Origin of the sequence: Thermus sp. 2.9, assembly GCF_000794385.1 — a bacterium.
Taxonomy (GTDB): domain Bacteria; phylum Deinococcota; class Deinococci; order Deinococcales; family Thermaceae; genus Thermus; species Thermus thalpophilus.
The window spans coordinates 19,420-38,909 of sequence record NZ_JTJB01000030.1 but is presented as its reverse complement, the minus strand read 5'-3'; the positions used below and the strand labels follow the sequence as shown (position 1 = coordinate 38,909).

Annotated in this window: 21 protein-coding genes and 1 pseudogene; 2 read left to right on the top strand and 20 right to left on the bottom strand. The window is 67.8% G+C overall.

The window, feature by feature from the left end:
* Positions 1–2: 2 nt before the first annotated feature.
* From QT17_RS06835 to QT17_RS06765, 15 genes and pseudogenes are all read right to left on the bottom strand, one after another.
* Entirely contained in the window at positions 3–821 is an 819-nt protein-coding gene (locus QT17_RS06835) for a menaquinone biosynthesis family protein (protein WP_039458203.1), read from the bottom strand.
* Positions 822–826: 5 nt separating this feature from the next.
* Positions 827–3,586 carry a DUF2325 domain-containing protein gene (locus tag QT17_RS06830; protein ID WP_039458373.1) on the bottom strand — a complete coding sequence of 920 codons (2,760 nt, stop codon included), beginning with the start codon at positions 3,584–3,586 and terminating at the stop codon, positions 827–829.
* Between the two features lie 63 nt (positions 3,587–3,649).
* Positions 3,650–4,672, bottom strand: coding sequence for a deoxyhypusine synthase (locus QT17_RS06825; RefSeq protein ID WP_039458201.1), 1,023 nt, complete (start codon positions 4,670–4,672; stop codon positions 3,650–3,652).
* 63 nt (positions 4,673–4,735) lie between these two features.
* Positions 4,736–4,958, bottom strand: a pseudogene (locus QT17_RS06820) (hypothetical protein).
* Positions 4,958–5,356 (bottom strand): putative toxin-antitoxin system toxin component, PIN family, encoded by a 399-nt coding sequence (locus QT17_RS06815; protein ID WP_039458197.1) that lies wholly within the window; start codon positions 5,354–5,356, stop codon positions 4,958–4,960. The pseudogene QT17_RS06820 and the gene QT17_RS06815 overlap by 1 nt, the downstream one beginning before the upstream one ends.
* Positions 5,353–5,559 carry a hypothetical protein gene (locus tag QT17_RS06810; RefSeq protein ID WP_039458194.1) on the bottom strand — a complete coding sequence of 69 codons (207 nt, stop codon included), beginning with the start codon at positions 5,557–5,559 and terminating at the stop codon, positions 5,353–5,355. Before QT17_RS06810 ends, QT17_RS06815 begins: the two co-directional genes overlap by 4 nt.
* Before the next feature lie 19 nt (positions 5,560–5,578).
* Positions 5,579–6,469, bottom strand: coding sequence for a 2-hydroxyacid dehydrogenase (locus tag QT17_RS06805; RefSeq protein WP_039458192.1), 891 nt, complete (start codon positions 6,467–6,469; stop codon positions 5,579–5,581).
* Positions 6,444–6,971 carry a GNAT family N-acetyltransferase gene (locus QT17_RS06800; RefSeq protein WP_039458189.1) on the bottom strand — a complete coding sequence of 176 codons (528 nt, stop codon included), beginning with the start codon at positions 6,969–6,971 and terminating at the stop codon, positions 6,444–6,446. Before QT17_RS06800 ends, QT17_RS06805 begins: the two co-directional genes overlap by 26 nt.
* 24 nt (positions 6,972–6,995) lie before the next feature.
* A complete protein-coding gene (locus QT17_RS06795; RefSeq protein ID WP_039458186.1) occupies positions 6,996–8,270 on the bottom strand; it encodes a Glu/Leu/Phe/Val dehydrogenase in 1,275 nt (424 codons plus the stop codon).
* A gap of 13 nt (positions 8,271–8,283) precedes the next feature.
* Entirely contained in the window at positions 8,284–9,543 is a 1,260-nt protein-coding gene (locus tag QT17_RS06790) for a Glu/Leu/Phe/Val dehydrogenase (protein ID WP_039458183.1), read from the bottom strand.
* A gap of 49 nt (positions 9,544–9,592) precedes the next feature.
* Positions 9,593–10,540 (bottom strand): polyprenyl synthetase family protein, encoded by a 948-nt coding sequence (locus QT17_RS06785; RefSeq protein ID WP_039458180.1) that lies wholly within the window; start codon positions 10,538–10,540, stop codon positions 9,593–9,595.
* A 16-nt stretch (positions 10,541–10,556) separates the two neighbouring features.
* Complete coding sequence (locus tag QT17_RS06780) at positions 10,557–10,967, bottom strand: hypothetical protein (RefSeq protein WP_235283823.1); 411 nt, start codon at positions 10,965–10,967, stop codon at positions 10,557–10,559.
* 32 nt (positions 10,968–10,999) lie between these two features.
* Positions 11,000–11,635, bottom strand: a complete 636-nt coding sequence (locus QT17_RS06775; RefSeq protein ID WP_039458174.1) for a redox-sensing transcriptional repressor Rex — start codon at positions 11,633–11,635, stop codon at positions 11,000–11,002.
* Positions 11,632–12,405 (bottom strand): SPOR domain-containing protein, encoded by a 774-nt coding sequence (locus QT17_RS06770; protein WP_039458172.1) that lies wholly within the window; start codon positions 12,403–12,405, stop codon positions 11,632–11,634. Before QT17_RS06770 ends, QT17_RS06775 begins: the two co-directional genes overlap by 4 nt.
* Before the next feature lies 1 nt (position 12,406).
* A complete protein-coding gene (locus QT17_RS06765) occupies positions 12,407–13,756 on the bottom strand; it encodes a tetratricopeptide repeat protein (RefSeq protein ID WP_039458169.1) in 1,350 nt (449 codons plus the stop codon).
* A gap of 103 nt (positions 13,757–13,859) precedes the next feature.
* Between QT17_RS06765 and QT17_RS06760 the strand changes: the two genes are divergently transcribed.
* Entirely contained in the window at positions 13,860–14,372 is a 513-nt protein-coding gene (locus QT17_RS06760) for an HNH endonuclease (RefSeq protein WP_039458167.1), read from the top strand.
* On the opposite strand, the gene QT17_RS06755 is transcribed toward QT17_RS06760, so the two are convergent.
* Positions 14,348–16,099 carry an alpha-amylase family glycosyl hydrolase gene (locus QT17_RS06755; RefSeq protein ID WP_052155182.1) on the bottom strand — a complete coding sequence of 584 codons (1,752 nt, stop codon included), beginning with the start codon at positions 16,097–16,099 and terminating at the stop codon, positions 14,348–14,350. The genes QT17_RS06760 and QT17_RS06755 overlap by 25 nt on opposite strands.
* A gap of 9 nt (positions 16,100–16,108) precedes the next feature.
* Positions 16,109–16,942, bottom strand: coding sequence for a DMT family transporter (locus tag QT17_RS06750; RefSeq protein ID WP_039458371.1), 834 nt, complete (start codon positions 16,940–16,942; stop codon positions 16,109–16,111).
* Positions 16,943–16,984: 42 nt separating this feature from the next.
* Between QT17_RS06750 and QT17_RS06745 the strand changes: the two genes are divergently transcribed.
* Positions 16,985–17,461: a hypothetical protein gene (locus QT17_RS06745; RefSeq protein WP_039458165.1), complete on the top strand. Its 477-nt coding sequence runs from the start codon at positions 16,985–16,987 to the stop codon at positions 17,459–17,461.
* A gap of 35 nt (positions 17,462–17,496) precedes the next feature.
* Here the strand turns inward: QT17_RS06745 and rplQ are convergent, their stop codons facing one another.
* From rplQ to rpsD, 3 genes are read right to left on the bottom strand one after another with little or no spacing between them, the layout of a single operon-like run.
* Positions 17,497–17,853, bottom strand: coding sequence for a 50S ribosomal protein L17 (rplQ, locus tag QT17_RS06740; RefSeq protein WP_039458163.1), 357 nt, complete (start codon positions 17,851–17,853; stop codon positions 17,497–17,499).
* A 4-nt stretch (positions 17,854–17,857) separates the two neighbouring features.
* Complete coding sequence (locus QT17_RS06735) at positions 17,858–18,796, bottom strand: DNA-directed RNA polymerase subunit alpha (protein WP_039458161.1); 939 nt, start codon at positions 18,794–18,796, stop codon at positions 17,858–17,860.
* Between the two features lie 52 nt (positions 18,797–18,848).
* Positions 18,849–19,478: a 30S ribosomal protein S4 gene (gene rpsD, locus QT17_RS06730; RefSeq protein ID WP_039458158.1), complete on the bottom strand. Its 630-nt coding sequence runs from the start codon at positions 19,476–19,478 to the stop codon at positions 18,849–18,851.
* Positions 19,479–19,490 lie beyond the last annotated feature (12 nt).

Below are 19,490 nucleotides of genomic sequence, written 5' to 3'. Positions count from 1 at the left end.
GTCTACCGAAAAAGGGGTAAGGAGGAGGACGGCATAAGCCCTTTGGCCTCCGCCAGAGCGAAGAGCTTTTCCACCGCCTTCTCCCCCTCCTCGCCCACGTCCAGGCTAAAGGGGTTCACGTAGGTGCGCACGTGGGCCCAGATGACCTCTTCGGAGAGCTCCTGGGCGTGGGCCTTGAGGTAGGGAAGCGTCCTCTCGGGGTGGGCGAAGGCGTACTCTAGGCTCCGCCGCACCGCCTCGTCCAGGGCCTTTATGAGGTCCTCCCCCAGGTCCCGCCGGGCCAGGATGGCCCCGAGGGGCAGGGGCAGGCCCGTCTCCCCTTCCCACCACTCCCCCAGGTCCAAAAGCTTCACCAGGCCGTACTGGGGGTAGGTGAAGCGGCTTTCGTGGATGATGAGCCCCGCCTCCACCTCGCCTCGGGCCACCAAGGGCATGATCCGGTCGTAGCGCACCTCCACCGGGTGGAAGCCCTCGGCATAAAGGGAGAGGAGCAAAAAGGCGGTGGTGTTCCGCCCGGGGATGGCCACCCGCGCCCCTTCCAGGCGCTTTAGGGGCCTCTTGGCCACCAAAAGGGGCCCCACCCCCCGGCCCAAGGCCCCCCCGCTCCTTAGGGCCACGTACCGGTCCCGCACCCGGCCGTAGGCGGCGTAGGAGAGCTTGGTGAGGGGAAGCCTTCCCTCTAGGGCAAAGCGGTTTAGGGTTTCCACATCCTCCAAGACCGCCTCCACGGGCACGGGGCTCGCCACCTCGCCGTGCACCAAGGCGTAGAAGATGAAGGTGTCGTTGGGGCAGGGGGAGTAGCCGAGCTTTAAAGCCTCCATGCCCCTTACTGTACCCCCTTGAGGGCCCGCTTGAAGAGCTCGGGGGCGAAGCCCTTTAGGGCCCGGAGGAAACCCGTGGCCCCCCGGGCCCGCCCGGGGATGATGTGGACCGGGATGCCCAGGCGCTCGGCCTCCTGGCGCACCGGCTCGGAAAGGTCGTGGCCCACGTAACTGGAAACGATCATGAGGCCGTGGGCCCGCTCCAGCCGGTTCAGGATGCGCTTTAGGGCCTCCTTCCCCACCCCGGCGCTATCCGCGTCAAACCAGTCCACCTTGAGCCCCCGGCCCTCCAGGAAGGGCACCAGGCGGCTCCGGAGTTGCGTGTGCCCCCCCACCACCAAAAGGTGCTCCCCGTGGAAGCGGGGCAGGGCCTCTTCCACTAGCTCCCCCGGACTTTCGGGCAGGGGCTTGGCCTCCTCCCCCAAGGCCTCGAGGCCCCGGGCCACCGCCCTTAGCTCCTCCAGGTAGAGGAGGAGGCTTTCGTCGTGGGGCCTAAGGAAGAGGAGGTTCCTGAGAAGCTCCCGGGCCAGTTCCAGGTCCTTCTCCCGGTAAAGGGCCACCTCCAGGGCCTTCTGCCAGTACTCCGCCGCCTGGCGCCAGTTCCCCTGGGCCTCCTGGTGCTCCGCCAGGTCAAAGAGGACCTCCAGGGCCTGGGGGTTTTGCCCAAGCTCCGCCTTTAACAAGGCCTCCGCCTCCCCCACCCGCCCCGAGGCGTAGAGGGCCGCCAGGTACCGCCCCCGCACCGCCTCCGCCTCCGGGCTTTCCCGGAAGGAGCGGGAAAGGCGGTAGGCCAAGGCCAGAAGCTCCAGGGGGGGCTCGGGGGTGCGGCCTAGGGCCTGGTAGAGGACGTGGAAGGCGGCCCAGGGGCCTTCTAGCCGCTCCAAAAGGGAAAGGAGCCCCCTTAGGTCCTCCTCCGCCACCTCGGCGAGCCCGGCGTCCCGGGCCCGGGAGAGGAGCTCCCGGGCCAAGACCTCCTCTCCCCCCGCCAGGGCCTCCTGGGCCAGGCGGAAGAGGTAAGGGGCGGGGTAGGCCCTCAGGGCGTGGGCCCGCTTGTGGTCCCCCAGCACCTCCCTAAGGGGGCGCCTTAAGGCCCGCTTCACCTCCGCCAGGTGGTGGTAGGCGAGCCCCGCCACCTCCCCTTCCCCGTGCCGGGCCGCCCGCTCCAGGAGGTGAAGGGCTTCCCGGTAGCGCCCTTCCCGCTCCCGCAAAACCCCGAGGAGCAAGAGGGCCTCCGGGATCTCCGCCCGGGCCAAGGCCTCGGTGAGGTAGGGCTCCACCCCTTTGAGGTCCTCCCCCTTGTGGTCCAAGGGGGTGCGCAGGCGCAAGGCGGCCAAGGCCAGGCCCAAAAACCCCTCCGCCTCGTCCAGGTCGGCAAGCCGCCGGGCGTAGCGCTCCGCCCGGGCGAAGAGCCCCTGCAGAAGGGCCGCCTTCAGGCCGAGGCGGAGCATCTCCCGGGTGAGGAGGCTCGGGGAAAGGTCCTCCACGAACTCCGCCCGGCGGCTCACCTCCGCCCACTCCCCCTCCTTGGCGTAGCGGCGCATGCGCTCGGTGATGCGCTCCAGGGCCTCCCGCACGTAAAGCTCCGCCTCGGGCAGGCCCGATTCCACGAACTGCCTTAGGGCGTCGGCGTACCGCCCCTGGGCCAGGTAGACCCGCCCCAGGGCCAAGCGGTACCGCCCGCCCCGCCCCGCCAGGGCCTCGAGGCGCCCCTGGGCCCGGGCGTACTCCCCAAGCTCCACCAGGACCAAGGCCCTAAGGTCCTCCGCTTCCTCGGAAAGGGCCCGCCGCAAGGCCTCCTCCGCCTCGGCGAAACGGGAAAGGGCGAAAAGGGCCTTGCCCCGCAGGAGGGCCGCCTCCCCTTCCACCCCCTCGGGCAGGAGGGAAAGCACCTCGGCGTACTGCCCCGCCTCCAAAAGCGCCCGCACCCGGGCCAGGTCCGGCCCTTCCGCCAAAACCGCCACCGGCTCCAAGGCGGGCGCTTCCCAAAGGGCCTCCTCCGCCGAAACCTCGGCCAAGGCCTCGGGCCTCCTGGCCAGCACCAGAAAGTACTCCCCCTCCCCCACCCGCGCCACCTCCTGGAACCCAAGCCGCCTCAGGCCCTCCTCCACCCCCTCGAGGCTTTTGCCCAAAAAGGGCCCGTGGCCGTAGACCAAAAGCCCCCCAGGCTTCAGGAGCCGGGCGAAGAGGGGCAGGCGCTCAAAGAAGGCGAAGCGCTTCCAAAAGGCCTCGGGCTCCAGGCGGCTTTCCAGCTCCTGGTCCACCTGCCCTTCCGGGAAGACGGAAAGGAGCAAAAGGGTGTCAAAGGGGGGGAGGTCCACCTCCTCGGCCCACCCCAGGTGCCACGCCACCTCGGGCACCCGCTTCCGCCCCAGGTCCACGGCCTCCTCCACCCCGTCCAGGGCGTGCCAGGAAAGCTCGGGCCGCTTCCTTTGCAGGTAGCCCACCAAGGCCCCGGTAAACGCCCCCACCTCCAAGACCCGCCCCTCCACCCGGGAAGGCACCTCCTTGGCGTAAAACTCCAGGAAGGGAAGGTGCATCCCGTAGACCAGGGCCTCCCCCTTGGGGACCTTGAGCACCTCCCGGTAAAAACTTCGCACCGCTTCCCTGCCCCCCCCGGCCAGATAGGCGCGCCAGGCCTTGAGCAGGGGCTCCCGGCGGGCGGGGCTTCCCATGCGCTTGGCCAGCTCCGCTTCAAAGCGCCCCGGGGAAACAGGCCCCTGAACGCCGAAACGCTCCTTTAGGTAGAGCCTTAGCTCATCGGGCATTTGCCGGGAGTGTACCAAAAAGGGAGGGGGGCGGTAAAGCCGCCCCCCCAAGACCCCGGGACCCTAAGCGGGCACCTCCTGGCGGAAGAGGTCGGCGTAGCGGCGCTTGGCCCGCATGGGGGCCCGGTGGTAGACGTAGGAGGCGAGGAGGGGGAAGGCCAAGGTGGCCTCGGCGAAGACCATCTGGGAAAGGGCGGCGTCCACCTTGCCCCAGCTTTGCGCCTCGGAAAGCGTGGAGCCGGAGAGCCCCCCGTCCCGCTCGTCCGCCACGGTGATCTGGATGGCGTACTTGTGCATCTCCACCTGGTGCCCCAGGACCTCCGCCGCCACCACGATGTCCTGGGCGAAGTTCTTGGGCACCCCGCCCCCCAGCATCACGAGCCCCGTGGTGCCCGCCTTTAGCTTGATCTCCGTGAGCTCGCGGAAGTCCGCCACCGAGTCAATGGTCACGTGGGCCTTGGGGTTTTTCACCTGGTGGTAGACCAGGCCGAAGCCGGCGGAGGAGTCGGAGAAGGCGGGGACGAAGATGGGCACCCCCTCCTCATAGGCCGCCCGGACGATGCTCGTTTCCCCCAGGCCCCTTTCCGCCAGGTAGCGGCCCATGTGCCAGATGAACTCCCGGCTAGAGTAGGGGCGGGGCTCCAAGCCATCGGCGATCTCGGCGATGGTGTAGTCGGTGTGCCGGAGCTCTTCCTCGTCAATGTAGGTGTCGTAGATGCGGTCAATCCAAAGGCGGCGCAGGGCCTCGTCGTCGGCCTTGGGGTCCCCCTGGTAGTGGCGGTGGCCCAGGGCCTCAAAGAAGTCCTGGTCCACGATGTTGGCCCCGGTGGCCACGATGGCGTCCACCAGGCCCTTTCGGATCAGGTCGTGGATGATGAGCCCTTGGCCAGCGGAAACCAGGCTCCCCGCCAGGGTGAGGATGACGGCGGCGTCGTCTTCCAGCATCCTGAGGTAGATCTCCGCCGCCCTGTGGAGGTTCCTGGCCTGGAAGGCGGTCTTGCCCATGGCCTCGAGGATGGGCCCGGCGTCAAAGGCCTTGATGTCAATGGGGACCACGGGCGTAGAGAGGAGTTCCTTCTTCTCCATGCTTCTCCTTTCTACGCGGGGTGGGCGTTGGGCGGCTCCCCCCTTCCTGCGCCCCCTGCCTCCTTAGGGCAGGACCTCAAGTATACCATCCCCCGGCGATGGGGGGGTAAACCTCCAAGGGGCCCTCCACCTCCTCCTCGAGGCCCACCACCCTGTCCCCCACCGCCAGAAGCCACACCTCGTCCAAGGGGACGCCCAGCTTCTCCAGGGCCTCCTTCGGGGTTCTGGCCTCCACCTGCAGGCGCTCGCCGTAGCGGCGCAGATCGCCGTGTAGAACAACCTCCATTAGCCCACCTCCTGCAAAAAGGACCTCACTGGAAGAACCCGCAGGCCAGGGACCTTGAGGGAAAGGAGGTGGGCCTTGTCCCCGGTCACTAAGCAGTCCGCTCGTCCCGCCAAAGCGATGCCTAAGAGAAGGTCGTCATCGGGGTCCGGGGAAAGGCCTGGCGGCTTGGAGCGGGCCACCACTTCCGCCTGGCGACGCAGCAGGTTGACGAGTCTACCCACCTTGGCCCGGGGTAGCTCGGGAAACTTATCCCGCAGCACCCGCCTTAGCTCCCGTAACTGGACCTCAGCGGTGAGGAGGATGTAGCGACCCTCCAACCAAAGGTCCACCACGCGGGCCGCCACTCCTTGGGTGAGGAGAGCCGCCACCAAAACATTGGTGTCCAAGACCACCCTCACCCTTCCAGGCGGCGGGCCACTTCCTCTTCGGTAAGCCCCTGGGACGCAGCCGTAGCCCTGAGCTCCCACACCAACTGGGCCAAGGCCTTCCGTTCTTCCTGCGTAAGAAGGTCCATAAGCGCCTTGCGCCAACCCCGTCCCCTGGCACGGCGGAAGCGCTCCAAAGCCTCGGCCACGTCCTCAGGTAGGGCAACGCTCCTCATCCTTCTCCAGGATAGCATCCTAATACCCCTCCCGCACCACGTTCCAAAGGGGCTCCCCCCGGAGGTACCGCCCCACCTGCTCCGCCAAAAAGCGGGCCGCCCGCCGATGAAACCCCTCGGAAAGCCCCGCCACGTGGGGGGTGATGACCACCCCCTTGGCCCGCCAGAGGGGATGGTCCTCCGGCAAGGGCTCGGGCTCGGTGACGTCCAGAAAGGCCCGCACCCTTCCCGCCTCTAAAGCCTCAAGGAGCGCCTCCGTGTCCACCAAAGCCCCCCTTCCAGCGTTCACCAAAAAAGCCCCCGGCTTCATTTGGGCGAGGAAGTCCCGGTCCACCATCCTTTGGGTTTCTGGGGTTAGGGGAAGGAGGAGGACCACGGCGTCCGCCTGGGGCAGGAGGTGGGGGAGGTCCTTGGGGGTGTAGACCCCGGGGCGGGCGTGGCGGGCTACGGGAAGAAGCTCCACCCCAAAGGGCTTAAGCCTTTCCGCCACCGCCCGGCCGATGGCCCCGTAGCCCAAGAGAAGAACCGTCTTCCCCTCTAGGCCCAAAAGCCGCTTGGGGGCCCAGCGCCTTTCCTTTTGCGCCTCGAGGAAACCCGGTAGGTCCTTGAGGAGGGCGAGGAGGGCCATCACCACCCACTCCGCCACGGGCGCGTCGTGGATGCCGGAGCCGTCGCAAAGCACCACCCCTTGCGGCACCAGGGGAAGGATCCAGTCCACCCCGGCGGAGAGGGTTTGCACCACCTTCACCTCCACCTCCGCCAGCACCTTCCGCACCACCTCCTCCTGGCGGAAGGGGGGGAGGAAGAAATCCGCCGTCTTGGGCCAGGGCTCGTCCAAAAAGCGCACCTCCACCCCCTCGGGCAGGAGGGCGAAGACCTCTTGCCTAAGCCTCGGGGCCAAAATCCTCACGGCGCACCTCCATGTACACGTCTTCCTTGCCTTGGGGCCCAGGGACTAAGCCCACCTCGCGGAAGCCCGCCTTCTGAAAGGCCCGCCGGGCCCGGTGGTTGTGGGCGAAGGTGCGGAGCTTCACCCGCTTAAGGCCTAGCTCCCTAAAGGCGTAGGCCAAGGCCGCCCGCACCGCCTCCGTGCCGTAGCCTTGGCCCCAGCGCTCCTTTTTGCCGATGAGGATGCCCAAGGTGGCCTCCTCCGGGGTGAGGTCGTAAAGCTCAAGCGTACCCAAATACCCCCCCTCCTCGTCCAAGATGGCGAAGGCCAGGCGGTCCTTCCGCCGTGTTTCCGCTTGGACAAAGCGCCTAAAGAGCCAAAAGGGGGAGCGCAAGGGGCTAGAGCCGTTCCACTCCGCCACCTCGGGGTCGCGGAAGGTCTCGTAGAGGCCCTTCCACTCCGCCTCGCTCAGCCCCGCGCTAAAGGGCTTCAGCGTCACGCGGCCATAGCGGGGCCAGTCCACAAGGGATAGCCTAGCGCAAGACCCCTAGGGGTAAAGCCCCCTTAGGGCGCGGGCCTCGAGGACCCGGGTGGCGGCCACCACGTAAGCGGCGGTGCGCAGGGGGATCTTCTTCTCCTGGCTCACCTGCCACACCGCCTCAAAGGCGTTCCTCAAGACCCGCTCCAGCCTATGGTTGATCTCCTCCTCCGTCCAGAAGTAGGAGTTGAAGTCCTGCACCCACTCAAAGTAGCTCACCGTGACCCCGCCGGCGTTGGCGATCACGTCCGGCACCACCAGCACCCCCTTCTCCTGCAGGATGTCGTCCGCGGCCGGGGTGGTGGGGCCGTTGGCCCCCTCGGCGATGATCTTGGCCTGGATGCGCCAAGCGTTCTGCTCCGTGATCTGCTTCTCCAAGGCGGCGGGGATGAGGAAGTCCGTGGGCACCGCCCAAAACTCGGGGTTGGGCAAAGGCTCCGCCTTGGGGTAGCCCCGCACCCCCCCGTACTCCCCCACGTGGCGGAGGAGGTCGTAGGGGTCAATCCCCGCCTCGTTGTAGATGGTGCCCGTGTGGTCCTGCACGGCGATGATCCGGGCCCCGTGGTCGTGGAAGATGCGGGCGGCGGCGTTCCCCACGTTGCCAAAGCCCTGCAAGGTGACCCGGCTTCCCTCAATGGGAAGCCCGATCTTCTCCGCCGCCGCCGCCGCGGTGACGAAGACCCCCCGGCCCGTGGCGTCCCGCCGCCCCAGGGAGCCCCCCAGGGCGATGGGCTTCCCCGTCACCACCCCGGGTGCGGTGCGGCCCACGTTCATGGAGAAGGTGTCCATCATCCAGGCCATCTCCCGCTCCCCGGTGTTCACGTCGGGGGCCGGGATATCCCGGTCAGGCCCCAGGAGGATGCCGATTTCCGAGGTGTAGCGGCGGGTTAAGCGCTCCAGCTCGTGGGAGGAAAGCCTCTTGGGGTCCACCCGGATCCCCCCCTTGCCCCCGCCGTAGGGCAGGCCCACGGCGGCGTTCTTGATGGTCATCCAGGCCGCCAGGGCCATGACCTCGGAGAGGGTGACCTCGGGGTGGTAACGCACCCCGCCCTTGGCCGGCCCCCGGGCGGTGTTGTGGTGGACGCGGTAGCCCTCAAAGTGGGCCACGGTGCCGTCGTCCAAGTGGATGGGCACGTCCACGATCAAGACCCGCTTGGGCCGCTTTAGGCTCTCCGCCAGGGGGGCGTAGCGCCCCAGGTAGGGGACCACCCGGTCCACCTGCTCGGTAAAAATCTCCCAAGGGCCGCCGTCTTTGCCCAGGTAGGAAAGGGGTTCGCTCTTCATAGCCGCCTCTTCTTTAGGGGTACACGCCGCGAAGCCGTGTGGCCTCGTTCAACCGCTCCAACGCCAAGACCAAGGCCCCGGTGCGGAGGTCCAGGGAAAGCCCCTCAGCCTTGGCGCACACCTCCGCCACCGCCCTGGCCACGCTCTTGGCGAAGCTCGCCTGCACTTCCTCCGCGCTCCAGAAGAACATGTTGAGGTCCTGCACCCACTCCAGGTAGCTCGCCAGAAGCCCCCCACCCCCGGTGAGGAGGTCGGGCACCACCAAGACCCCCTTGCCCAGGAGGTAGGCCTCGGCCTCGGCGGTGAGGCCGAAGTTGGCCGCCTCCAACACCACCGGGGCCTTTACCCCCTTAGCCCCCTCCCCATCCAAGGCCCCTTCCAGAGCAGCCAGGACCAGGTAGTCCACGGGAAGGCCAAAGAGTTCCTCCGGGGCCAGGTTGTACGCGGGAAGCTCCCCCGTGGCCTCGTGGTGGGCCAAAAGCTCAGCCACCGCAAGCCCCTCTTCCCGGTAAAGCGCCCCCCGGCTCGTGGAAACCGCCACCACCTTCAGGCCCAAGCGCTCGGCGTGGAGAGCGAAGCTCCCCCCCACCTGGCCGAAGCCCTGGACCGCCACCTTCGCCCCCTTTAGGGGCAGGCCCCGCCTTTTGGCCAGCTCCGCCAGGACCAGGGCCACGCCCAGCCCGGCGGCGTCGTCCCTCCCTTCGGTGCCCCCAAGGGCGTGGGGCTTTCCCGTCACCACCCCGGGCACGGTGGAGCCCACGGTCATGGAGTAGGTGTCCATGATCCAGGCCATCACCTGTTGGTCCGTCCCCACGTCGGGGCCCAGGATGTCCATGTCCGGGCCGATGAGGGTGACCAGCTCGGCGGTATACCGGCGCACCAAACGTTCCAACTCCCTCCGGGAAAGGAGCTTGGGGTCCACCGCCACCCCGCCCGCCGCCCCACCGAAGGGAAGATCATACACCGCCGCCTTCAGGGTCATCCAGGCGGCAAGGCCCGCGGTCTGGCCCAGGCTCACCTTGGGGTGGAGGCGCACCCCACCCTTGGCGGGCCCCCGGGCAATGTCGTGCACCACCCGGTAGCCCTGGAAGACCCGCACCTTGCCGTCGTCCATCACCACGGGCAAGGAGACCGTGACCAGGCGCTTGGGGTGGGCCAGGTACTCCAAGGTGGTGGGGTGAACGGCGGCCACCTTCAGGGTCTTTTCTAGCCGCTCTAGGAAGGCCTCCCAAAGGCCAGGGTCCTCGGGAGGACGGTAGGCGGGCAGGCTCATAGCATCACCTGGGGGGATTATACCCCGCCCCTTGGGGGCAAACCGCCCGCTAGGAAAGCCGCTTTGCCTCCTTGAGGGCAAGCGCCTTCAGGGCCTCCTTGTAGGGGCTATCCGGCAGGGGCGTAAGGGCCCTCGCCGCCTCCTCCGCCCGGGCGCGGATTTGGCCTTCCACCTCCGCCGCCACCCCGCTTTCCCAGGCCCAGGCCCGAAGGCGCTCCAGGTCCCCCTCTTCCCGCCCCTTGCGCTTCAGGATTTCCCGCGCCTCGGGAAAGCGCTCCATAAGGAGGAGGGTGATGAGGGTGGCCTTCCCCTCCCGCACGTCACCGCCCACGGGCTTGCCTAAGGCCTCGGGCGTCCCCATGAGGTCCAGGTAGTCGTCCCGCATCTGGAAGGCCTGGCCGTAGAGGAGGCCGAAGCGGCGCAAAGCCTCCCGCACCTCCTCCCCTTCCCCCCGCAAAAGGGCGGGTCCCTCGGTGCAGAGGGCCATGAGGGCGGCGGTCTTGGCGGTGATAATGCGCTCGTAGTTTTCCAGGGAATAGTCCTCCAAGGCCGCCACCTGGAACTGCAAAACCTCTCCCTCGGAAAGGGTTTTGGCCACCTCGGCGAAGCGCTCCACCAGCTCCATGCGCCCCGTTTGGGCGATGACGTAGAGGAGCCGGGACAGGAGAAAGTCCCCGGAGAGCACGGAAACGGCGTTTCCGTAGCGGCGGAAGGCCGCCTCCTTGCCCCGGCGCATTTGGGCATCGTCAATGAGGTCGTCGTGGAGAAGGGTGGCGGAGTGGAGGAGCTCCACGGCCAAGGCCAGCTCCAGCTCAAAGGGCGCCCCGCCCAAGGCCCTGGAGGCCAAAAAGACGAGCCGGGGGCGGATCCGCTTGCCCCCGGCGGTCACCAGGTCCTGGTGGATGAGGCGGATGAAGAGGACCTCGGACTGCACCAGCTCGGAAAGGGCTTCCTCAAAGCGAAGGAGGGGGGCCTCGAGGGCCTCGTGGACCGTCACGCCCCCCAGTATAGGGCTAGTAGAGCGCTATGGGTGCGGGCAGGGGCACCACCTTGGACTGGCCGTTGGCGGAGGTGGTGCGGTACTTCACCGCCTGCACCGGCGAAAGGGGGGTAGCAGCTTTTTTCTCGTAAGTGCGGGTGTAGGGGCCACAAGGGTCCGCACTGGAAGGCGGGCAAGCCTGGGGGATCAGGAAGGGAGCGTCCAAGGGATTGTCCTGGGCGTCCAGGAGAACCACGCTTCCCGCCCCAGAGCCGGGCAAAGCGTAAAGAACGATATCGTAGCGATATGTGTAGGTGGTGTTGTCGTTCTGGTCCGTTTCCGTGGAGAAGGAGAAGTTTTCCCGCGACACCAAGACCGTGGGACCGCCAAAGATGACCCCTCCTGCAAAAAAGTTGCTACAACCCGAGACGAGCAAAGCCAACACACCCGATAACCCAACCAACAACCACTTCCCCTTCATCCCATCATCTCCTCTCTCCACTTAGGGTTCAGTATAGAGAAGGTCAGCCGCGAAAGGCCAGCGAGAAAATCCACGTTCTCCACCGCCACCTCCTTGGGCACCTCGAGGACGGCGGGAGCAAAATTGAGGATGCCCTTGATCCCGGCCGCCACCAGGCGGTCCGCCGCCTCCTGGGCGGCCTCCCGGGGCACGGTGAGGAGGGCGATCTCTATGCGCCCCGGCACCCTCTCGGGAAGGCGGTCAATGTGTTCCACCACCCCTTTGCCCACGGGGCGGCCCACCTTCTCCGGATCCACGTCAAAGAAACCCCGGAGCTCAAAGCTTTCCCCAAAGCCCGGGTAGTCGGCCAAGGCGCTGCCCAAACGGCCCATACCCACGATGCAAAGCCCCCAGCGGCGGTTCAGGCCCAGGATGTGCCGGAGCCCCCGCTTTAAGACGGGCACCGTGTACCCCACGCCCCGGGTGCCGTAGGAGCCGAAGTAGGAAAGGTCCTTGCGCACCTGGAAGGCGGTAACCTGGGCCAGTTCGGCCAGTTGCTCCGAGCTCGTGCGGTGCACCCCCTTGGCCTCCAGCTCCTCCAGGATGCGCAAATAGGTGACCAGGCGGATGATGGCGGCGCTCGGAACCTTCATTGCACCTCCAACGCCGTAAGGCCCAGGGCCTCCACCTTGGCCTTCACCGCCTCTTTCTCCCCTTCCGCCACCGGGCCTACCCGCACCCGGTACACGCCGTTTTTGACCAAGACCACCGGCAAGCCCACCTCCTTGAGCTTCCCCGCCAAGGCCAAGGCGTTTTCCTCCTTTTGAAACGCCCCCACCTGCAAATACACCTGGCCCTCGGGAGGCGCCGCCCCCTGGCCCCGGTAAACCTGGGCCCCGTAGGAGGCCAGGGCCCGGGCTACCCGGGCCGCCTCCCCCTCCGTGGCGTAGGGGCCCACCACCACCCGGGTGAGGTTGCCCGCGGCCTCGAGGCGGGCCAGGTATCCTTTGGCCTTCAGCTCCCGTTCTAACCTAAGGGCGTTTTCCGGGTTGGCGAAAGCCCCCACCACCACCCGGTAGGCTCCGCTTGCGGTGGGGGTGGGCGCCGGGGAAGGAGCAGGCTTGGCCCCTTCCTCCCGGCCCCGGGTGGCCTTCGGTGTGGCCTGGGGTGCGGCCGGGGCCTCGGGGGCCTTGGGCAGGGGGATCACGGTGACCACGGGCTCAGCGGGGGTGGAGGGAGGCGTTGGGGAAGGAGGCGGGGTGGGGGCCGCGGAGGGGCTTGGCGCGGGGGACGGGGCCACCGCCTGGGAGGCGGGACGGGAAAAGGGGTTGATGCCCGTGAGGTATAAGACGATTCCCGCCGCCACCAAGGCGATGAGGAGGAAGATGAAAAGGTCCAGCCAGTTCTCCTTAAGCCAGCGCATCCTACCTCCGCAAGAGGGCCTGGGCCTCCTTGGAACCAAGGCTCGCCGCCTGCCGCAGGGCCCTTTCCGCCTCCTGCTGCCGGCCAAGGCCCCGGAGGGCGAGGCCCAGGTTATACCAGGCGGCGGCCTGCCGAGGCGCCCGCTCCAGCACCTCCCGAAGGACCAGCTCCGCCTCCCCCAACCGCCCCAGGGCCAAAAGCCCCGCCGCCAGGTTCACCCCCACCTCGGGGTTGCGGCCCGCCTCGTAAAGGGGCCGGAGGAGGGCCACCGCCTCCTCGGCCCGGCCCGCCTCCAAGAGCAACGCCCCCCTCAGGGCCTGGGCCTCGGGCGCGGATAACCCCTCCAAAAGGCGCAAAGCCTCCGCCTTTCGCCCCAAGGCCACCGCCGCCTGGGCCTTGAGGAAGGTCCCCGGGGGCCCCGCCTCCTCGGCGTAGCGGTAAGCGTTCTGGGCGTCCCCCAGGCGCAAATAGGCCGCGGCCAAGGCCAGGGCCACCTCGGGCTCGGGGCTCACCCGGTACGCCGCCTGGAGGAAGCCCAAAGCTCCCCGGGCGTCGCCCGCCTCCAAGCGCCTTTGCCCAAGGAGGTAAGCCGCCTGCCAAAGGCTGGGGTCCAGGGCGTAGGCCTCGCGCAAGAGGGGCTCCGGGGTGGGGGAAAGGAGGGCCTTGCGCAGGAGGAGCTTGGCCCGCTCCTTACCCTCCACCGCCTTTAGCCCCCGGTCCAGCTCCCGCAAGGCCCTTTCCTTTAGCCCCTCCTCCGCCAGGATGCGGGCCAAAAGGTCCCAGGCCTCCGCCAGGCCGGGCTCCCGGTTCACAAGGCCATAGAGCACGGGCACGGCCTCCACCCAGGCCTGAGCGGCGTAGAGGGCCTGGGCCAAGGCCAGGCGGTAGGCGGGGGTGCGCTCGGGGGTGAGGCCCCGCTTGAGGGCCTGCGCCGCTTCCTGGGCTTGGCCGGCTTGGCTCAAAGCACTGGCGAGGCCCAGGTAGGCCTCCTCCGTGGGGTTTAGCTCCACTGCCTTGGAAAAAGCCTCCGCCGCCTCCTTGGGCTTGGCCAGGCGCAGGTAGACCTGGCCCAGGTTGTAGTACCCCTCGTAGCGGTCGGGGAAGACCTGGGTCATCTGCAAGAAGGCGAAGCGGGCCTCCTCCAAGCGGCCCGACTTGGCCAGGGCCACCCCCAGGCCCAGGTGGGCCTCGAGGCGGCCATAGTCCTGGGCCAGGATCTCCTCGTAGGCCAGCGCGGCTTTGCCGTACTCTCCAGCGCGCAAAAGGGCCTCGGCCTCCTCCAAGGAAGGCTGGGCCAGGGCCAGGCCCAACCCCAGCAGGAGCGGCAGGGCTTTGGGAACGCGTCTCATCATAAGGGCCTCCAAACCCGTCTTTGCCCTAAGCATAGCACACGCCCAAGGAAAGCAAACCCGCTTTGCTATCCTAGAAGACGTGGAGGCACCCCCCTCGAGGCCCTTGGACCTGGACGCCCCCAAGGTCTTGGTCCTCAACGCCGCCTACGAGGTCTTGGGCCTAGCCAGCATCAAGCGGAGCGTCCTCCTGGTGCTTTCCGGGGGGGCGGAGATGGTTTCCGAAAGCGGGCGCCACCTCCACACCCCCTCCACCCGCATCCCCGTGCCCAGCGTCATCCGCCTGAAGCGCATGGTGCGCCGGGGCGTAAGCCGCGTCCCCCTAAACCGCCGCAACGTCCTCCGGCGGGACCGGTACACCTGCCAGTACTGCGGCCGCCAGGGGAGCGACCTCACCGTGGACCACGTGGTGCCCAAAAGCCGCGGGGGCCAGCGCACCTGGGAAAACCTGGTGGCCGCTTGCCGCAGCTGCAACCTCAAGAAGGGGGACCGCACCCCGGAGGAAGCGGGCATGCGCCTCTTGAAGCCCCCCCGGGCGCCCAAGGCGCCCCTTTTTTTGGCGGAGATGCGGGAGATCCCCGAGGACTGGCGGCCTTACCTGGAAGCCCTCTTGAAGTAGCGGACTCCAAGCCCCGGCACCTCCGCCTGCCCCTGGAAGACCTCCCCCGTGAGGAGGTCGCGCCAGCTCCCCTGGGGCAGGGGCAAAGTGGCGGGGGCGCTTTGGTTGTTGAAGGCCAAAAGGAGGCTCTCCTCCCCTCCCCCCCGGAAGAAGGAAAGGAGGCCCCCCTCCGCCAAATAGGTGGCGAAGGAGCTCCCCCTTAGCGCGGGCTCTTGGGCCTTCAGGCGGTAAAGCCCTTGGAGGTAGGCGCGAAAATCCTGGTTGCAAGCCTCCCAGGGGATGGGGCGGCGCTGGAGGTCCAAAGGCTCCTTCTCCCCCAAAAGACCGCACTCCTCCCCCTGCCACACCATGGGTGTCCCGGGCAAGGCGAAGAGGAGAGCCCAGGCGAGGCGGGCCTTCGGGGCGCTTCCCCCCAGGTCGGAAAGGAGGCGGGAGGTGTCGTGGGAGCTGATGAGGTTAAAGCCCATGGCGGCGGCCGCCTCCGGGTAAAGGGCGTAGGTTTCCGCAAGGAGGCTAAGGGCCCTGGGCCCGCCGAAAAGGGCGGGGTGGAGCCCTTGGGCGTAGCGCAGGACGATGTCCCGGCCGATGGCGTAGTTCATCAGGCTGTCAAAGGCGTCTCCCACCCAGCCCGGGGCCCGGCGCCAGATCTCCCCCACCAGGTAGGCCTCCGGGTTCACGGCCCGCAGGCGGCGCTTGAGCTCGCGGAAGAAGGCTGGGGCCTCGAGGAGGTCCTCGGGCGCGTCCACCCGCACCCCGTCAAAGCCGAAGCGCACCCAGCGCTCCGCCACCCCCAGGAGGTAGGCCCGCACCTCGGGGTTGCCGGTGTTCAGCTTGGGCAGGCTCCCCACCCCCCACCAGGCCTCGTAGGCGGAGGCGTCCCCCGGGGTGAAGGGGTAGCGGCGCACGAAGTACCAGTTCCAGTACGGCGAAGCGGGGCCCCGCCTCACCACGTCCTGAAAGGCGAAAAAGCCCAGGCCCGTGTGGTTGGGCACGAAGTCAAAGAGGACCCGGATGCCCAAGGCGTGGGCCCGGTCCAAAACCTGGCGCAACAGGGCCTCGTCCCCCAGGCGGGGGGCCACCTGGAGGTAGTCGTGGGTGTCGTACCCGTGGGCGCTTCCCGAGCGGAAGATGGGGTTCAGGTAAAGAAGCCCCACCCCGAGCTCCGCCAGGTGGGGAAGCCGCTCCCACAGGCCCTTCAGGTCGCCCCCGTAGTACTGGTGGCAGCAGTGCAAGGGGCTGGGCGGGTCCCGCCAGGCGGAGAGGTGGGGCAAGGGCCCGCCGCGGCTCTGCCAGAGCAGGTTGTAGCGGTACTCGTCGTCCTCCAGGGCCAGGGCGTCGTTGCCCGGGTCGCCGTTTTGGAAGCGGTCGGGGAACACCTGGTAGCCCCCCTTTCGCCCCACCCAGGCCAAGGCGGCGAAGGGAGCCTTGGGCGGGGTGAAGGGGCCCAGGACCTTCTCCCCCGCCCTGCCCCGCACCCGCAAGGTATAGGGGGCGGCCTCCGGGATGAGCCCCCGCCACACCTCCTGGCCCCCAAAGACCAGTTGGCGCCCCATGGGAAAGGTCCGCCCTCCCTGGACCACCCAAGCCTCCCGCACCTCCTCCGCCGGGGCCTGGAAGCGGACGGAATACCCCTCGGGGAGGCGGGAAAACTGGGCGGGGTCTTGCGGGTCGTGGGCCTGGGCCAGGGCCAGGCTCAGGAAGAGCGCCAGGGCTTGGAAGCGCTTCATGGCAAGAGTCTACCGCCGCACCGAAAGGAGGACCGCCAAGAGGACCAGAAGCGCCCCCAGGTAGCCCAAGGGGGAAAGGACCTCTCTAAAGAGGAAGAAGGCAAAGAAGTTGGCCACCACGGGCTCGAGGGTGGCCACCACGCTGGCCCGGGTGGCGGGAAGGCGCTTGAGCCCGGCGTAGTAGGCCAGGTAGGCCCCATAGGTGGAGAAGCCCCCGAGGAAAAGGAGGGCGAGAAGGGCCTTGGGGCTTAGGGGAACGAAGTCCACGAAGGGCAGAAGCCCCAACGCCCCCACGGGCAGGGCGTAAAGGAAAAGGGTGGGGGTGGCGTAGCGGGGCAGGTAGAGCTTGCCGAAGATGTAGTAAAGGGCGTAGGTGAAGCCGGAAAGGAGGCCGAAGAAAAGGGCCAAAGGCCCGGCCCGCACCTCGCTCCCCCCGCCCAGGCCCATGAGCCCCACCCCGAGGAGGGTGAGGACCACGGCCAAGGCCCCCACCCGGTCCAAGGGCTCCTTGAGGACCAAGGAGGAAAGGAGGGCCACCCAGGCGGGGGCGGTGTAGAGGAGGACCGAGGCCAACGCCGCCCCCCCGTACCCCACCGCCAGCTGGTAGGACCCGTAGAAGAGGGAAACCCCCACCAAACCGAAGAGGAGGAGGACGGGTAGGTCCCGCGGCGCCACCCTGACCTGGCGCAAAAGCGCGGCGTGGAGGGCGAAGAAGGCCCAGGCGATCCCCGCGCGGAAGAAGGCCACCAAGAGGGGGGAAAGCCCTTCCTGGAAGGCCAGGCGGCTCACCGGGCCAATAAGGCCCCACAAGAAGGCGGCGAGGAGCAAAAAGAGGTAGCCCATGGCAAGGGAGTATAATCCCCCCAGGTGCTTCATGGAGGTCTTATGAGCGCGCGTACCCTCTTCGCCCTCTTTTTCCTTCTCCTCCTCGCCCTTTTCGCCTGGCTCAACTGGGGGGAGATCACCCGGCCCGCCCCCTTGTCCTTGGGCCTCACCCGGGTGGAGGCCCCCTTGGGCCTCGTCCTCGTGGTGGCCCTGGGGGTGGTTTCCCTCCTTTACCTCCTCTTCACCATCGGCCTGGAAACGGCCGCCCTCTTGGAGGTGCGCCGCTACGCCCGGGAGGTCCTCCAGTACAAGAAGCTTGCGGAAGACGCCGAGCAAAGCCGCTACACGGAGCTCAGGCGCTACCTGGAGGCGGAGTTCGCCCGCTTGAAGGAGGCGGAAAAGGAGGAGATCCGGGCCCTCGAGGCCCGCATCGCCGAAACCCTGGAGAAGCACGGGAACACCTTGGCCGCCTACATTGGCGAGCTGGAGGACCAGCTTTTGAGGCTCCTTTCCCCCAAAGGGGAAGAAAAAAGCTAGGGGGCGTGGCCGCCCCCCACGCCTTCCCGTTCGCCCTACTCCACCAGCTCCACCAGGGCCAAGGGCGCCCCGTCCCCCCGGCGGCGCTCCGCCAGCTTGAGGACCCGGGTGTACCCCCCGGGGCGGTTTTGGTACTTGGGGGCGATCTCGTCAAAGAGCTTTCGCACCAGCTTCACGTCCTGCAGGTCCCGGAGCACCAGGCGGCGGGCGTGCAGGTCCCCCCGCTTGGCCAAGTGGATCAGGTGGTCCACGAAGCCGGTGATCTCCTTGGCCTTGGGCACGGTGGTGGTGATGCGGCCGTGGGTCAGGAGGCTTTTGGCCTGGTTGCGGTAAAGGGCCAGGCGGTGGGAAGAGTGGCGGTTTAGCTTCCTTCCAGACTTTAGGTGGCGCATGGTCTCACTCCTTCAAGGCGAAGCCCCGCTTGGCCAGGGCCTCGCGGATCTCCTCCAGGCTTCTTTCCCCGATGCCGGGGATGTTGCGGAGGTCCTTGAGGTTGAGGGCCAAAAGGGCCCGCACCGACTCAATCCCCTCCTCCTTGAGGCTGTGCAAAACCCGGGTGGAAAGCCCGAGCTCCTCCAGGGGCAGGTCCAGGTCCTCCTCCTTCTCCACCCGCTCGGCCACGGGTTCCGGGGTGGGCAAGGCGGTGGCCTGGGGGTTGGCGAAGTAGGAAAGGTGCTCCTTCAGAATCTCCACCGCCTGGTTCAAGGCCTCCAGGGGGGTGACGGAGCCGTCGGTCCAGATGCGCAGGGTGAGCTTGTCCAAATCCGTGCGCTGGCCCAAGCGGGTGTCCTCCACCTGGAAGGCCACCCGGCGCACCGGGGAAAAGATGGCGTCCACGGGGATGGCGTTGATGCGGTCCTTGATGCCGTGGCGCTCCGCCGGCACGTACCCCACCCCGCGGTCCACCCGGACCTCCATGTAGAGCTTCCCCCCCGCCTCGAGGGTGGCGATGGGGAGGTCGGGGTTCAGGATCTCCACGTCGCTAGAAGGGGTGAAGTCCCGGGCGGTGACCACCTTGGGGCCTTCCGCCCGCAGGACCAGGGTGGTGGTCTGCATCTTGGGGTCCAAGAAGCGGACCACCAGCTCCTTCAGGTTCAGAACAATCTCCACCACGTCCTCCTTCACTCCGGGGATGGTGGAGAACTCGTGCAGGACGTCCTCAATGTAGACGCTGGTGACCGCGGTCCCGGGGATGGAGGAAAGGAGGATGCGCCGCAAGGGGTTGCCCAGGGTGACGCCAAACCCCCGCTCCAGGGGCTCCAAGACGAACTCCCCGTACTCCCGCCCCTGGGTTCGCACCGTGAAGACCGGGGCTTTCAGCTTGCTCTCTAACATAGGCCTCCTCTAAAGGGGCAATGGGGGCCCGGTCCGCCCGGGCCCCAAAACCTCACCTGGAGTAGAACTCGATCACCAGCTGCTCGTTCACCGGCAGGGCCAGATCCTCCCGGTCGGGGAGCCTGAGGAACTTGCCCTTCATGTTCTCCACGTCCAGGGAAAGCCAAGGACCCACCTTGCGGCCCTTCATGGCCTCGAGGTTCTCCCGGATGAAGGCCAGGTTCCTGCTCCCCTCGGCGATGGCGATCTCGTCCCCCGGCTTCACCCGGTAGGCGGGCAGGTCCACCCGGCGCCCGTTCACGGTGATGTGGCCGTGGCGCACCATCTGGCGGGCCTGGCGCCGGCTTGCGGCGAAGCCCAGGCGGTAGACCACATTGTCCAGCCGGGACTCCAGAAGCCCCAGGAAGACGGTACCCGTGACCCCCTTCTTCCGGCTCGCCTCTTCAAAGAGGTTGCGGAACTGGGTTTCCGAGATCCCGTAGATGCGGCGAAGCTTCTGCTTCTCCCGCAGGCGCACCGCGTAGTCGGAAGGGCGGCGGGCCCGCTTCTGCCCGTGCTGGCCCGGGGGATAGGGCCGGCGCTCCATGGCGCACTTGGGGCTGTAGCACCGCTCCCCCTTGAGGTAAAGCTTGACTCCTTCCCGGCGGCAAAGACGGCAAACTGGTCCAATGTAACGACCCATCTTCTCTCACTC

What these genes read in the sequence shown, in the direction of transcription:
- QT17_RS06745 (WP_039458165.1), top strand. Translation starts at nt 16,985, where the DNA reads ATGAGCGCGCGTACCCTCTTCGCCCTCTTTTTCCTTCTCCTCCTCGCC.
- QT17_RS06770 (WP_039458172.1), bottom strand. Translation starts at nt 12,405, where the DNA reads ATGCGCTGGCTTAAGGAGAACTGGCTGGACCTTTTCATCTTCCTCCTC.
- QT17_RS06790 (WP_039458183.1), bottom strand. Translation starts at nt 9,543, where the DNA reads ATGAGCCTGCCCGCCTACCGTCCTCCCGAGGACCCTGGCCTTTGGGAG.
- QT17_RS06810 (WP_039458194.1), bottom strand. Translation starts at nt 5,559, where the DNA reads ATGAGGAGCGTTGCCCTACCTGAGGACGTGGCCGAGGCTTTGGAGCGC.
- QT17_RS06795 (WP_039458186.1), bottom strand. Translation starts at nt 8,270, where the DNA reads ATGAAGAGCGAACCCCTTTCCTACCTGGGCAAAGACGGCGGCCCTTGG.
- QT17_RS06750 (WP_039458371.1), bottom strand. Translation starts at nt 16,942, where the DNA reads ATGGGCTACCTCTTTTTGCTCCTCGCCGCCTTCTTGTGGGGCCTTATT.
- QT17_RS06830 (WP_039458373.1), bottom strand. Translation starts at nt 3,586, where the DNA reads ATGCCCGATGAGCTAAGGCTCTACCTAAAGGAGCGTTTCGGCGTTCAG.
- rpsD (WP_039458158.1), bottom strand. Translation starts at nt 19,478, where the DNA reads ATGGGTCGTTACATTGGACCAGTTTGCCGTCTTTGCCGCCGGGAAGGA.
- QT17_RS06775 (WP_039458174.1), bottom strand. Translation starts at nt 11,635, where the DNA reads ATGAAGGTTCCGAGCGCCGCCATCATCCGCCTGGTCACCTATTTGCGC.
- QT17_RS06735 (WP_039458161.1), bottom strand. Translation starts at nt 18,796, where the DNA reads ATGTTAGAGAGCAAGCTGAAAGCCCCGGTCTTCACGGTGCGAACCCAG.
- QT17_RS06765 (WP_039458169.1), bottom strand. Translation starts at nt 13,756, where the DNA reads ATGATGAGACGCGTTCCCAAAGCCCTGCCGCTCCTGCTGGGGTTGGGC.
- QT17_RS06825 (WP_039458201.1), bottom strand. Translation starts at nt 4,672, where the DNA reads ATGGAGAAGAAGGAACTCCTCTCTACGCCCGTGGTCCCCATTGACATC.
- QT17_RS06755 (WP_052155182.1), bottom strand. Translation starts at nt 16,099, where the DNA reads ATGAAGCGCTTCCAAGCCCTGGCGCTCTTCCTGAGCCTGGCCCTGGCC.
- rplQ (WP_039458163.1), bottom strand. Translation starts at nt 17,853, where the DNA reads ATGCGCCACCTAAAGTCTGGAAGGAAGCTAAACCGCCACTCTTCCCAC.
- QT17_RS06835 (WP_039458203.1), bottom strand. Translation starts at nt 821, where the DNA reads ATGGAGGCTTTAAAGCTCGGCTACTCCCCCTGCCCCAACGACACCTTC.